10 protein-coding genes are annotated in these 13605 nt (G+C 72.5%); 6 read left to right on the forward strand and 4 right to left on the reverse strand.

Translation table 11 applies throughout. The features are described from left to right. Window positions 1-11 precede the first annotated feature (11 nt). The 5 genes from mtrB (at window position 12) to PYR91_RS20740 (ending at window position 6545) form a co-directional block, all read left to right on the forward strand. Complete coding sequence (gene mtrB / locus PYR91_RS20720) at window positions 12-1769, forward strand: MtrAB system histidine kinase MtrB (RefSeq protein ID WP_279781879.1); 1758 nt, start codon at window positions 12-14, stop codon at window positions 1767-1769. Further along, entirely contained in the window at window positions 1759-3660 is a 1902-nt protein-coding gene (locus tag PYR91_RS20725; RefSeq protein ID WP_279781881.1) for an LpqB family beta-propeller domain-containing protein, read from the forward strand. Before mtrB ends, PYR91_RS20725 begins: the two co-directional genes overlap by 11 nt. Window positions 3661-3707: 47 nt before the next feature. After that, on the forward strand, window positions 3708-4445 hold the full coding sequence (locus tag PYR91_RS20730; protein WP_279781882.1) for a phosphoribosyltransferase family protein: 738 nt from the start codon (window positions 3708-3710) through the stop codon (window positions 4443-4445). 588 nt (window positions 4446-5033) lie between these two features. Further along, entirely contained in the window at window positions 5034-5705 is a 672-nt protein-coding gene (gene raiA, locus PYR91_RS20735) for a ribosome-associated translation inhibitor RaiA (protein ID WP_279781884.1), read from the forward strand. Window positions 5706-5840: 135 nt separating this feature from the next. Then, window positions 5841-6545 carry a response regulator transcription factor gene (locus PYR91_RS20740; protein ID WP_279781886.1) on the forward strand — a complete coding sequence of 235 codons (705 nt, stop codon included), beginning with the start codon at window positions 5841-5843 and terminating at the stop codon, window positions 6543-6545. Window positions 6546-6570: 25 nt separating this feature from the next. Here the strand turns inward: PYR91_RS20740 and PYR91_RS20745 are convergent, their stop codons facing one another. Both PYR91_RS20745 and PYR91_RS20750 read right to left on the reverse strand, forming a co-directional pair. After that, window positions 6571-7803, reverse strand: a complete 1233-nt coding sequence (locus PYR91_RS20745; RefSeq protein WP_279781887.1) for a crosslink repair DNA glycosylase YcaQ family protein — start codon at window positions 7801-7803, stop codon at window positions 6571-6573. A 46-nt stretch (window positions 7804-7849) separates the two neighbouring features. After that, window positions 7850-8134, reverse strand: coding sequence for an HGxxPAAW family protein (locus PYR91_RS20750; protein WP_279781889.1), 285 nt, complete (start codon window positions 8132-8134; stop codon window positions 7850-7852). Between the two features lie 291 nt (window positions 8135-8425). Between PYR91_RS20750 and secA the strand changes: the two genes are divergently transcribed. Then, a complete protein-coding gene (secA, locus tag PYR91_RS20755) occupies window positions 8426-11227 on the forward strand; it encodes a preprotein translocase subunit SecA (RefSeq protein ID WP_279781891.1) in 2802 nt (933 codons plus the stop codon). A 181-nt stretch (window positions 11228-11408) separates the two neighbouring features. Here secA and PYR91_RS20760 read toward each other — a convergent pair whose 3' ends face one another. Then, complete coding sequence (locus PYR91_RS20760; RefSeq protein WP_279781893.1) at window positions 11409-11714, reverse strand: Rv3235 family protein; 306 nt, start codon at window positions 11712-11714, stop codon at window positions 11409-11411. Window positions 11715-12166: 452 nt separating this feature from the next. Further along, window positions 12167-13588, reverse strand: a complete 1422-nt coding sequence (locus PYR91_RS20765) for a PTS transporter subunit EIIC (protein WP_279781895.1) — start codon at window positions 13586-13588, stop codon at window positions 12167-12169. Window positions 13589-13605 lie beyond the last annotated feature (17 nt).

Here is a 13605-nt window from a genome sequence, read left to right on the forward strand (position 1 = left end):
CCCTGGCCCCCATGGCCCCGCAGACCTCTTCCGCCGCCGCCCGCGCCGCCCCCGGGCCCAGGCCGAAGAAGAAGACCCGGCGGACCCCGCGCCAGATCGCGCGCGGGGTGCGCAGGCGGGCCCGGCGCGCCGCCGGGCGGTTGCGCCGGGGGTGGCGGCGCTCCCTCCAGCTCAGGGTCGTCACCAGCACGCTGGTGATCTCCATGACCGTCGTCGCGGTGCTCGGCTTCTTCCTCATGCAGATGATCGACACCGCCGTGCTGGACGGCCGGTTCGACTCCGCCACCGCCGAGGCCCAGGCCAACGTGGCGACCGTGGCGAGCTTCATCACCAACCAGCCGCCGGTGAACCAGCCCTCGGGGACGGCGGAGAACGGCGAGCCCGACACCGCGCCCGAGAGCGCCGTCGACCGGGCGGCCGACGCCCTGGCCAAGCGCGCCGACCTGCGCTACAGCGTGATCATCTTGAACGCCGACAAGGTCGGTGAGGACCGCGGCACCGACGACGTCGCCCCCAAGAGCGTCACCCGCAAGCTCCGCGAGAAGGTGCGCGAGACGCAGGACCCTCCCCAGGCGCAGTACACCCCGGTCTACTACGCGGGCCGGCCCAACCCGGTGCCCGCGCTGGCCATCGGCTCCCTGGTGCCCACCGTCTACGGCGACTACGAGGTCTACCACTTCTTCCCGCTCGAAGACGACGTGAACACGCTGTCGCAGGTGCAGCAGTGGCTGGTCGTCGTGGGCGCCGCGCTGGTGCTGCTCCTGGCGGCCGTGGCCTCGCTGGTCACCCGGCAGGTCGTCATTCCGGTCCGGCTGACGCGGCAGGCCGCCGAGCGCCTGGCCGCGGGGAAGCTGGAGGAGCGGCTGCGCATCCGCGGCGAGGACGACCTCGCCCGGCTCGCGGTCTCGTTCAACGAGATGGCCTCCAACCTCGCCCTGAAGATCCACCAGCTCGAAGAGCTGTCGCACGTCCAGCGGCAGTTCGTCTCCGACGTCTCCCACGAGCTGCGCACGCCGTTGACCACCGTGCGCATGGCGGCCGACCTGCTGTACGAGAGCCGCGAGGACTTCGACCCCGCAGCCGCGCGGTCGGCCGAGCTCATGCAGGCCCAGCTCGAACGCTTCGAGTCGATGCTGGCCGACCTGCTGGAGATCAGCCGGTACGACGCCGGCGCCGCCACGCTGGACGTCGACTCGGTCGACATGCGCGACGTGGTGCTCAGGGCGGTCGGCGACTCCCAGCCGCTCGCCGAGCGCAAGGCCACCCGGCTCGACCTGCGGCTGCCCAACGAGCCCTGCATGGCCGAGGTCGACAGCCGCCGCGTCGAGCGCATCCTGCGCAACCTGCTGTTCAACGCCATCGAGCACGGCGAGGGGCGCGACATCGTGGTCACGCTGGGCGCCGACCGCGACTCGGTGGCCGTGGCCGTACGCGACCACGGGGTCGGGCTCAAGCCGGGGGAGGAGACCATGGTGTTCGACCGGTTCTGGCGCGCCGACCCGTCGCGGGCCCGCACCATCGGCGGCACCGGCCTCGGCCTGGCGATCTCCAGGGAGGACGCCATGCTGCACGGCGGGTGGCTCCAGGCCTGGGGCCTTCCGGGCGAGGGGTCGCAGTTCCGGCTGTCGCTGCCCCGGCAGGCCGGTTCCGAGCTGCGCGGCTCGCCGCTGCCCCTGGTGCCGCCGGAGATCGAGATACGGCGCACCTGGCGCGGCCAGGCCACCCCGGTGCTGTCTCCCGCGATCGAAGGGGGCTTCGATGGCGACTGAGGCGGCCGCCCCGGCGCCGCCCGCCGGGCCCGGCTCCCCGGCCCCCCGGCACTTCGGCGGCCCCCGGCGTTCCGTCCGCCCCCGGCACTTCGGCGGCCCCCGGCGGGCCGGGTGGGCGCGGGCGGGCCTCTGGCCGGCGACGGCCGTCCTCATGCTGGTGCTGGGACCGGCCGCCTGTTCGACGGTGCCGACCGGCGGCACCATCGTCGCCGCCCGCGGCGCCGGCGGCGACGACCCGCTCAGCCAGCCGTACGTGCGCATACTGCCCGCGCCGCCGAAACCGAACGCCTCGCCCCGGGACATCGTGACCGGCTTCCTGGCCGCCTCCGCGAGCTTCGACGACCCGTTGCGCGGCGTGGCGCGCCAGTACCTCACGGGTGAGGCGCAGCGCACCTGGAGCCCGTTCGACGCGCGGACGATCTACGACAGCACCCAGCCCGAAGGGGAGCCGCTCGGCGAGGAGCTCCAGCGCGCCCACGTCACCGTCAAGGGCACCGTGCTCGGCACCATCGACGGCGACGGTCACTACGTGGCGAGCGACGCCTCCCCCGACAGCCGGCCCGACAACGCCTTCACCCTGGTGAAGGTGGGCGGCCAGTGGCGCATCTCCGCGGCGCCGGCCGGGCTGCTGCTGTCCAACGACGACTTCAAGCGCGCCTACCGCGCCTTCGACCTGTACTTCGGCGCCGCCGGGGTGGAGGGCCTGGTAGCCGACCAGGTGCGGGTGCCCATCGACCCCAGCGTGGGCCTGGCCAAGTCGCTGGTGCGCAAGCTGCTCGACGGGCCCACCAGGCCCCTGCAGGGGGCGGTCGAGTCGGCGTTCAAGCCCGCCGACGGCAGCGTCGACGTCGACGTCAACGACGTCTTCGTGGAGGGGGACGTCGTCGTGGTCGACTTCACGTACGGCGTCGTGGAGGCGGCCCGGGCCGAGGGCGACCGCAGGGCGCTGTCCGCCCAGCTCTCCTGGACGCTCAAGCCGCTCACCGAGGCCCGGCGCATCGAGGTGCGGGTCAACGGCGAGCAGTTCCCCGGCGCCCCGTTCTTCATCGACCCCCAGGAGTACGAGCACTTCAGCCCCGACGTGCTGTCCGGCCGGCCCGGCGCCTACTTCCTGAAGGACGGCAGGCTGCACGATCTCGACAAGGAGACCGGCAACCCCGTGGTGCCCGGCGACGACGCCACCGAGGACCGGCGGTACACCGGCCTCGCGGTCTCCAACGACCTGCCGGCCAAGGTGGCGGCGCTCGACAAGGAGGCCGGCGTGTGGGTCCGCGGCGTCGCCCCGGGCAACCCGTGGCAGCGCTGGATCCAGGGCACCCGGCTGACCCAGCCCTCCTGGGACCGCTACGGGGACGTCTGGTCGGTCTCGCGCACCGGCACGCGCCGCTCCGCGGTCTTCCGCGCCCGCGACGCCTCCCGGCAGATCCAGGTGCCCGCCACCGGCCTGGAGTCCAGCGAGGTCAAGGCGTTCCGCGTCGCCAGGGACGGCGCCCGGGTGGCGGTCATCTCCGACGACGGGCACGGCGACCAGGTGCTGGTGGGCTCGATCAACAGGACCGGCGGCTGGGCGGTGCAGAACCTGCGCGCGCTGATCCCGCCCGAGGAGGGGCAGCGGATCCGCGACATCGCGTGGCAGGACGCGAGCACGCTGCTGGTGCTCACCGACAGCAAGTCCGACCGCGAGCTCACCCCGTGGTCGGTCACGCAGGGCATACGCCTGGAGACCGCCAAGGCGGCCGCCCGCATCGAGAGCATCAGCGCGGCCCCGGGCCCCGTCGCGGTGCTCGCCGGCACGGCCGGCGGCGAGGTGCTGATCTGGGACCCCAAGAAGTCCGGGTGGGTCACCCTGGTGGCCGGCGACGCGGGCTCCCCGGTCTACCCCCTCGGCTGACCACGCCCCGTCCCGTTTCTGTCGGTGGTGGGGCGCAGGGTGGACGGGTGCTGAGCGCCTGGCTCGATCTGCTGCTGCCCCCCGCCTGCGCCGGGTGCGCCCGGCCCGGCGCCGTGCTGTGCCGCGGCTGCGCCGGCGAGCTGTGCGGCGATCCCCGGCCCAGGCCGCCCGGCCACGTGCCCGGCCTGCCCGACTGCTGGTCGGCCGCCCGTTACGAGGGGGCGGCGCGCCGCGCCATCCTCGCCTACAAGGAGCGCGGGCGCACGGCGCTGGCCGCGCCGCTCGCCGCCTGCCTGGCGTCGGCACTCCTGGCGGCCCCGCGGCCGCCGGGCGCCGCGCTGGCCCTGGTGCCGGTGCCCAGCGCGCGGGCCGCGGTGCGGCGGCGCGGGCACGATCCCGTCCGGCGGCTCGCGGCGCTCGCCGTCCCGGCGCTGCGGGCGCGCGGGTGGCCGGCCGTGCTCGCGCCGGTGCTGCGGCAGCGCCGCCGGGTGCGCGACCAGGCGGGCCTGGGAGCCTCGCAGCGGGCCGAGAACCTCGCCGGGGCATTCGGGGTGGTCGGCGAGTGGGACGCCGCTCAGCGGCGCGTCTGGGGCCGGGCGCGGGCCGTCGCGGTGGTGGTCGACGACATCGTGACCACCGGCGCCACGCTGGCGGAGGCCGCCGCGGCGCTGCGTCGCGAGGGCGTCGAGGTGCCGCTCGCCGTCACCCTGGCGGCCACTCCGCGCCGGCCCGGCGGCCCCGGGCGGCGGTGGGTCATCCCGGCTTTGCCGCAACCTGTCCGGTGAGCCGGTGAAAAGTGGGCGACACGCGCGACACGCCCGGGATAGATCGAATTTCTGGTCCATCACCGAAGGTAATGAAATGGTCAAATCACGCGAACCTCACTTCGTCGGCGAGGTACCACAGCGGGGTACGGTCGCCCCTGCTCAGCGGAGGGAAGAACCCCTGGCGGGCGGGCCGCCCGCGACGGGCGGGGCCCGCCGGGAGGGCGCGCGGCACCCGCGAGGGATCACTGAAAGTGATCCTCTGGACGATCGCACGGCTGACATTCGGCCCGGCAGCGACTAGCGTCTGAGCATGGCACCCGTTCGGGTCCGTGGTTGCGCCGGACCAGTCCCCTCCAGGGGACCGGACTGGCTAGCCGATGCCAGCCGCAGGCGAAACGGCCCACGTAAGGCGACTCTTCGTCGACCGATCACGGTGCGGCTTAGAGGTAAGTCCTGCCTTCCCGAGGGGCCAGATGTCCCTCGCCAGAAGAGAAGGGCAGTAGTGGCTACAGAGCCGCGACCCTCTCAGCAGGCGGATGTGGGGACGAAGACCAGGTCGGCCGGACGGGTGTCCTCCTCGCAGTCGAGACGAAGGGGGGCCTTTGAGTGGACATCATCGTCAAGGGACGGCACACCAGTGTGAGTGACCGCTTCCGTGATCATGTGACGACGAAGCTGGCCAGAATCGAGCGACTGGACAACAAGCTCATACGAGTGGACGTGGAGGTGTCCAAGCACGCGAACGTGCGGGCGACCGAAGACCGCGAGCGGGTGGAGCTCACCATCCATTCCAAAGGGCCGGCGATCCGCGCCGAGGCGTCCGCGGACGACCGGTTCGCGGCGCTGGACATCGCCCTCGGCAAGCTCGAAGGCCGGCTCCGCCGCATCGCCGACCGGCGCAAGGTCCACCACGGCAACCACGCCCCCCCATCGGTCGCCGAGCTGACCTCCCCGCTGGCCGACAGCTACGAGCCGTTGCCCGAGCCTCTCCCGGCGGAACCCCCCGAGCGCGAGAAGGCCCAGAGCGACCGGGCCGCCCACGACGGCGAGTACCCCGAGACGACGATCGTCCCGATCGAGATGGACGGCGACGGCCCCCTCGTCGTCCGCGAGAAGTTCCACAAGGCCGATCCCATGACCATCGACCAGGCATTGCTGGAGATGGAGCTCGTCGGGCACGACTTCTACCTGTTCCGCGACAAGGAGTCCGGCCACCCCAGCGTCGTGTACCGGCGTGTCGGGTACGCCTATGGCGTGCTGCGCCTGGAAGAACAGTAGCCAACGCGTTCGAAGATCCTCTCGACCACCCCGCGCGTCGGAAAGCCATGTAATGATGGCGGTTCCGACGGCGCGGGAGCGTCGCGCGGTAGGGATCGACCTACCCCGCGGCATGGCTCCCCACGAGGAGGAGGCGTGACGCAGACCGACGAAACGGCCGGCCGGTCCGGGCGTGAGGAGCCGATCCGCGTGCTGATCGTTGACGACCACGCGCTGATCCGCCGGAGCCTGGACCTCGCGCTGACCGCGGAGCCGGACATCGAGGTGGTCGGTGAGGCGAGCGACGGTCAGGAGGCGGTCGAGCTAGCCGACCGCCTCCTGCCGGACGTCGTCCTGATGGACGTGCGGATGCCCCGGCAGAGCGGAATCGAGGCGACGCGCGCCATCAAGGCGTCGGTGCCGAGCTCGCGGGTCATCATGCTCACCGTCAGCGACGAGGAGGAGGACCTCTTCGAGGCCATCAAGGCGGGCGCCACGGGCTACCTGCTGAAGGACGTCCAGATCGACGAGGTCCCCGACGCCGTCCGCGGCGTGCACGAGGGCCAGTCGCTCATCAACCCGGCGATGGCCGCCAAGCTCATCAGCGAGTTCGCCAACATGAGCCGCAAGGAGGCCGAGCGCCCCCCGCAGCTCCCGGTTCCCCGCCTGACCGAGCGCGAGATGGAGGTGCTGCGCCTGGTCGCCAAGGGCATGAACAACCGGGAGATCGCCAAGCAGCTCTTCATCTCCGAGAACACGGTCAAGAACCACGTGCGCAACATCCTGGAGAAGCTGCAGCTCCACTCGCGCATGGAGGCCGTGGTCTACGCCGTGCGCGAACGCCTGCTGGAGATCACCTGAGCCTGGCCCCGCGAGAGGCGGGGGGTCAGGCGGCGGGGGCGCGCAGCGCGGCGTCCAGCGCCGCGGCGACCTCGGGGTGGCTCAACCGCTCCACCCGGACGTCGTCGCAGCCGACCCACGCGGCGGCCTCCCGGAGCGCCTGGCCCATCGCCTCGACGGCCTCCCCGCGCACGGCGCCGCGGGGGCCCGGCTCGAAGCCGACCTGGCGGGCCACCAGCGTCGCCCCCTCACGGGCGGGGTCGAAGCGCCCGATCAGGCGGCCGCCTGCCAGCACCGGCATCGAGAAGTACCCGTGCACGCGCTTGGGCCTGGGCACGTAGGCCTCCAGGCGGTGGGTGAAGCCGAACACCCGCTCGGTGCGCGCGCGATCCCACACCAGGGAGTCGAACGGCGACAGCGGCGTGGTGCGGTGGCGCCCCCTCGGCGCGCTCTCGAGCGCCGGGGCGTCGGCCCACGCGGTGCGGGCGCTGCCGCGCCCCTCGGCCCAGCCGGCCACCCGCACCGGCACCAGGCCGGTGGAGCCGTCGAGCAGGGCCTGGTCGAGCAGGGCGGCGTGCGCCCCGCGCAGCCGGAGGAAGTCGACGAGATCGGCCCGGGTGGCCACCCCCATGGCCGCGCCCGCCACCCGCGCCAGCCGGGCCACGCACTCGGCGTCGGTCGGCTCCTGGGCCAGCAGCGGCGAGGGCACCACCCGCTCGGCGACGTCGTACACCCGCCGCCAGCCGACCCTGCGGGTGCAGACGACCTCGCCGATGTCGAGCAGGAACTCCACCGAGATCTTGACGTCCGACCAGTCCCACCAGGGGCCGCCGTTCTTGGCGCCGCCGAGCTCGGTGGTGGTGAGCGGGCCCTCGTTCCTGACCTGCTCGAGCACCTTGTCGATCGTGGCCGGCACCTCGTGCCAGCGGATGCCCCGCTCGCGGTAGGCGCGGCGGCGGAAGGCGTAGAGCGGCCAGTGGTCGATCGGCAGAACGCACGCGGCGTGGCACCAGTACTCGAAGGCCGCGGCGGGCTCACGCCAGTAGGCGTTCTCGACCGCGGCCCTGCCCACCGCGCCGGCGCGCGCGTAGGCGACCAGCTCGTGCGAGCGGGCCAGCACCGAGATGGTGTCGAGCTGGACGGCGCCGAGCCGGCGCAGCACGGCCTCGGGGCCGCCCTTGCGGGACCCGGCGCCCAGCAGGCCCTGGGCGCGCAGGATCAGCCCGCGCGCCTCGCCGGCGCTCAGTTCGATCGCGGGGGTGGGGAGACCGGTCGGCATGCCGCCGATGCTACGACCCGCCACCGACGAAACGGCGACGCAGGCGTCAGGCCAGGTCCTGGCGCTCGAACGGGGAGTGGTGCTCCTGGGCGGCCATCGTCCTCGGGGCGTCCTCGATGACGTCGGAGAAGATGTCGAAGACCAGGGCCAGCACTCCGCCGACCGCGATGACTCCGGCGCCGACCCAGAACAGGAACCAGTTCGGGCCGATCGTCAGGGCGACGCCGCCGATGGTGAAGCCCAGCAGGATCACGGTCACCGCGAGCCACGAGGACGCGCGTCCCGCGTGTGACTGCCCGCCCTGCGGCTGTGCCGGTGCGCTGTCGGCCATCCCGACTCCTTCACTCGCGTTGACTTCCTGTGCCGCCGGAGAGGCACGCCGGGGCAAAGGTTCTCGCCTCGACGTCGCACGATATACCGCGTCGCTGCCCCTTGCCGCAGGGCGTACCCGTGTAAAGCTCCCCGCGCGCCGGTGCGGTGATCCGCCGCCGCCCGACAGCGTGGTTGACGGTGGCTGTGCGGGGTGGTGAAACCGCCTACCATGGCTACGGGGAACCATGTCTCGTCCTCATTGTCCCGGCCATCGGGCCGTGGTGCATACCTGCGAGGAGCTTTACGAAAAGTGCCAGCCATTCTCGACAAGATTCTTCGCGCCGGCGAGGGCAAGGTCCTGCGTAAGCTGAAGCGGATCTCCGAGCAGGTCAACTCCATCGAGGCCGACTTCACCAGCCTCACCGACGCCGAACTGCGCGCGCTGACCGACGAGTTCAAGCAGCGCCACGCCGACGGCGAGTCCCTGGACGACCTGCTCCCGGAGGCCTTCGCCGCGGTACGCGAGGCCGCCCGGCGGGTCCTCGGCCAGCGCCACTTCGACGTCCAGATCATGGGCGGGGCCGCCCTGCACCTCGGGAACATCTCCGAGATGCGCACCGGTGAGGGCAAGACCCTCACCTGTACGCTGCCCGCCTACCTCAACGCCATCGGCGGCAAGGGCGTCCACGTCGTCACGGTCAACGACTACCTGGCCAAGCGCGACGCCGACAACATGGGCCGCGTCCACCGCTTCCTCGGGCTCGAGGTCGGCGTGATCCTGGCCAACATGCCTCCGGACGAGCGCCGCAAGCAGTACAACGCCGACATCACGTACGGCACGAACAACGAGTTCGGCTTCGACTACCTCCGCGACAACATGGCGTGGTCCCTGGAGGAGTGCGTCCAGCGGGGCCACAACTTCGCGGTCGTCGACGAGGTCGACTCCATCCTCATCGACGAGGCCCGCACCCCGCTGATCATCTCCGGCCCGGGCGAGCAGTCCGGCAAGTGGTACCAGGAGTTCTCAAAGATCGTCCCCCGCCTCCGCCGCGGCGTCGAGGGCAAGGACGGCGAGGAGAGCACCGGCGACTACATCGTCGACGAGAAGAAGCGCACCGTCGGCATCCTCGAAGCCGGCGTCGAGAAGGTCGAAGACTGGCTCGGCATCGACAACCTGTACAAGCCCGAGCACACCCATCTCGTCGGCTTCCTGAACAACGCCATCAAGGCGAAGGAGCTGTACAAGAAGGACAAGGACTACATCGTCGTCGACGGCGAGGTCTTGATCGTCGACGAGTTCACCGGCCGCGTCCTGCACGGCCGCCGGTACAACGAGGGCATGCACCAGGCCATCGAGGCCAAGGAGAGCGTGAAGATCAAGGACGAGAACCAGACTCTCGCCACGATCACCCTGCAGAACTACTTCCGCCTCTACTCCAAGCTCGCCGGCATGACCGGCACGGCCACCACCGAGGCGAACGAGTTCCACCAGACCTACAAGCTGGGCGTCATCCCGATCCCGACCAACCGGCCGATGATCCGGCGCGACCAGGCCGACGTCGTCTACAAGTCCGAGGACGCCAAGTTCAACGCCTGCGTCGTCGACATCAAGGAGCGCTACGAGCGGGGCCAGCCGGTCCTGGTCGGCACCACCTCGGTCGAGAAGTCCGAGCGGCTCGCCCGGATGCTCAAGCGCCTCGGCGTCCGCCACGAGGTGCTCAACGCCAAGAACCACGCCCGTGAGGCCACGATCATCGCCGAGGCGGGCCGCAAGCACGCCGTGACGGTCGCGACCAACATGGCCGGCCGAGGCACCGACATCATGCTCGGCGGCAACCCCGAGTTCCGCGCCGACGTCGAGCTCCAGCAGCGCGGCCTGTCGCCGTCGGAGACCCCCGACGAGTACGAGAAGGCCTGGCCCGAGGCGCTGGAGAAGGCCAAGGAGGCCGTCAAGGCCGAGCACGACGAGGTCACCGAGCTCGGCGGCCTGTACGTCCTCGGCACCGAGCGCCACGAGTCGCGGCGCATCGACAACCAGCTCCGCGGCCGGTCGGGCCGCCAGGGCGACCCGGGCGAGTCCCGGTTCTACCTGTCGCTGGAGGACGACCTCATGCGGCTGTTCAACTCCGCCCGCGTCGAGATGATCATGACGCGGCTGAACATCCCCGAGGACGTCCCGATCGAGTCGGGCATCGTCTCCAAGGCCATCGCCTCCGCCCAGCACCAGGTCGAGCAGCAGAACTTCGAGATCCGCAAGAACGTCCTCAAGTACGACGAGGTCATGAACCGCCAGCGCAAGGTGATCTACGCCGAGCGCCACAGGGTTCTGGAGGGCGCCGACCTGCACGAGCAGATCCGCACCTTCATCACCGACGTCATCGACGAGTACGTCCGCGCGGCGACCGCCGAGGGCTTCGCCGAAGAGTGGGACCTCGACAAGCTGTGGAAGGCGTTCCAGCAGCTCTACCCGGTCTCCCTCACGCTCGACGAGCTGGTCGAGCGCGAGGCGGGCGGCACCCGCGAGAACCTCACCGCCGCGCAGATCGCCGAGGCGGTGAAGGCCGACGCCCTGGCGGCGTACGCCCGTCGCGAGGAGCAGCTCGGCGCCGAGGCCACGCGTGAGCTGGAGCGGCGGGTCGTCCTGTCGGTCCTCGACCGCAAGTGGCGCGAGCACCTCTACGAGATGGACTACCTCCAGGAGGGCATCGCGCTGCGCGCCTACGCCCAGCGCGACCCGCTGATCGAGTACCAGCGGGAGGGCTTCGACATGTTCACCGCGATGCTCGACGGCATCAAGGAGGAGTCGGCCGGCTACCTGTTCAACCTCGAGGTCGAGGTGCAGGACAACCCGATCGTCGAGGAGGCCGCGCAGGACGCCGCGACCGGCGAGGTCGGCTCGATCATCTCCAAGGCGCTGCGCCGTCCGCAGCGTCCCACCGAGATGATCTACACCGCCCCCGGCGAGACCGGCGAGGTCGAGCAGACCCGGGTGCGCACCACGGCCGAGGAGCGCGCCGCCTACGGCAACGTCGAGCGCAACGCCCCCTGCCCGTGCGGCTCGGGCAAGAAGTACAAGCGCTGCCACGGCGACCCGAAGAACGTCCAGGCCTGACGCGACGCGAACCACCCGGCCCCGGCACCCGCTCAAGGGTGCCGGGGCCGTCGCGCGCCGGGCGCCTGGTCGGGGTGCCGAGGGGCGGCTGGGGCCCTTGGGGGACGGCGCCGGAGACGGGCGTTTGACCAGGGCGCCCGGCCGGGCGCCGGGCGGGCGGGCCAGGGCGCCGGGCGGGTGGTCAGGCGGTCTCGAAGTCGGTGCAGAGCCACTGGGCGCCGTGGCGCTCCAGGCGGACGGCCAGCACGCGGGTGCGCTCGCCGCAGTGCACCAGCACGCAGGCCTCCACCACGCCCTCGCGCGGCCGGTGCAGGTGGGCCCGGCCGGCCACCGGCGCCCTGCGGGTGTCGATCATGCTTCCCGCGCGCACCAGCTCGGCGTGGGCCCGCGCCGTCAGGTGCTCGGCCACGGTGGCGGGCGCCCGGCGGCCCGCCAGGACCTCGGCCATGGCCTGCCCGAGCCCGCGAAGGCTCCGCTCGTCGGGCACCGCGCCCGCGGGCCGGCCGGCCCCGCGCGCCCGGGACGGCCTGCCCGGCGGACCGGACGACACCGGGCGTCGGCGCCCGGGGTGGACGGGCGCGCCCGGGGCCGGCGGCGCGGCCGGACGCGGCCCGCGTGGGCGCTCGCCGTCGTAGGGCGGCTCGCTCGGGGGGAGGGGGCGCAGCCGGGGCAGCGGGGACGGCCGGGGGGGGACGGGGCATGGCGCACTCCGGGGATCGGCGATCGCGACGCGACTTTGAGGCCGTCACCCCGCGCGCTGATACGCCCCGCCCCAACTTGCCACCACCGGCCCCGCGGTCACGTCGGGAGACCCGTCCCAAGCCGGCTCCCCGCGCCGTCTCGGACCGGTCTCCCGGACGACCCTCCGGTCACATGGAAGGTCGTCCCTGAGGTGGCCCCTGCATGACGGCCCAGGCCGGGTCCCGGGCGGTCGCGTCGTCACGACCGGGGCTCCTGCTCGCCCGGTGGCGCTGGGGAGCGCGCCTCGGCGGCGCCGGAGGGCGTCCCGGCCGGGGCGGAGGGCTCGTCGAGGGCGGGGGGCGCCGGGGCGGCGGGTTCGCCGGAGTCCAGGTCGGGTTCGGGCTCGCGGCCCGGGGTCATGATGTTCAGCCGCTTGATGAGGAAGCTGAACACCGTGTAGTAGACCACCGCGTAGACCACGCCGATCAGCATGATCAACCCGAACCGGTCGGTGTTCGACTTGGTGGCGTTGAGCGCCGCGTCGATCGCCCCCGCCGAGAACGTGAAGCCGAGGTGCCCGTCCAGCGCCGCCACGAGCGCCATGGACAGCCCGGTCAGCAGGGCGTGGATGACCAGGAGCAGCGGCGCGACGAAGATGAACGCGAACTCGATCGGCTCGGTGATGCCGGTGAAGAAGGCCACCAGCGCCGCGCTGACCATGATGCCGCCCACGGCCGGGCGGCGCGGCGCCGGGGCGGCGCGCCAGATGGCGATGGCGGCGGCGGGCAGGCCGAACATGATGACCGGGAAGAACCCCGCCATGAACTCGCCCGACCCCGGGGCGCCGCGCAGGTAGCAGGTGAGGTCGCCCGCGAACTCCTGGCCTGCCACCACGCAGCCGGGGACCTGGAACCACACGATCGAGTTGATGAAGTGGTGCAGTCCGAGCGGGAGCAGCAGCCGGTTGACCACCCCGTAGATCCCGGCCCCGACGGTCGAGTGCTCGGCGAGCCACCGGCCGAAGCCGGTCGTCCACTCGCCGACCGGCTGCCACAGCAGCCCGAACGCCACGCCCAGCAGCAGCGCCGCGAACGCCGTCACGATCGGCACGAACCTGCGCCCGCCGAAGAACGCCAGCCAGGTCGGCAGCTTGATCCGGTGGTAGCGCTGGTACAGCAGGGCCGCCGTGAGGCCGATGACGATGCCGCCGAGCACGCCCACCGGGTTGCCCGCGGCGAGGTCGACCACCTCGGTCGTCCGGCCGTCGGGGCCGACCACCTGGTGGGCGACCCGCTGGTGGACCGCGTAGCCCGCGGCGGCGTCGAAGAACAGCAGCCGGGACACCCGGTCGAAGACCAGGTAGCCGATGAGCGCCGCGAGCGCGGTGGAGCCGTCGGAGCGGCGGGCGAAGCCGACCGCGACGCCGATCGCGAACAGCACCGGCAGGTTGTCGAAGAGCACCCCGCCCGCGCCGCCCACCACTTCGGCGATCTTGTCGAGGGTGGCGTCGTCCGTGCGCCCGAGGAGGTCGTCCTGGCCCAGCCGCAGCAGCAGCCCCGCCGCCGGCAGCGCCGCGATGGGCAGCATGAGGGAGCGGCCGATGCGCGACAGGACGGCCATGACGGCCGATCTCGCCTGCGCGCCGCCGGACCGGCGCGCGTCGGCCGAGGTGGCGTCCATCGGCTCTCCTCCAGGGG

Source organism: Sphaerisporangium sp. TRM90804 (assembly GCF_029846175.1).
In the GTDB taxonomy this organism is placed as follows: domain Bacteria; phylum Actinomycetota; class Actinomycetes; order Streptosporangiales; family Streptosporangiaceae; genus Sphaerisporangium.

Bases quoted from the DNA above. Each gene is read 5' to 3' on its own strand.
- mtrB (WP_279781879.1), top strand. From the start codon at position 12: ATGGCCCCGCAGACCTCTTCCGCCGCCGCCCGCGCCGCCCCCGGGCCC.
- PYR91_RS20750 (WP_279781889.1), bottom strand. From the start codon at position 8,134: ATGGCCGACAGCGCACCGGCACAGCCGCAGGGCGGGCAGTCACACGCG.
- PYR91_RS20745 (WP_279781887.1), bottom strand. From the start codon at position 7,803: ATGCCGACCGGTCTCCCCACCCCCGCGATCGAACTGAGCGCCGGCGAG.
- PYR91_RS20725 (WP_279781881.1), top strand. From the start codon at position 1,759: ATGGCGACTGAGGCGGCCGCCCCGGCGCCGCCCGCCGGGCCCGGCTCC.
- PYR91_RS20765 (WP_279781895.1), bottom strand. From the start codon at position 13,588: ATGGACGCCACCTCGGCCGACGCGCGCCGGTCCGGCGGCGCGCAGGCG.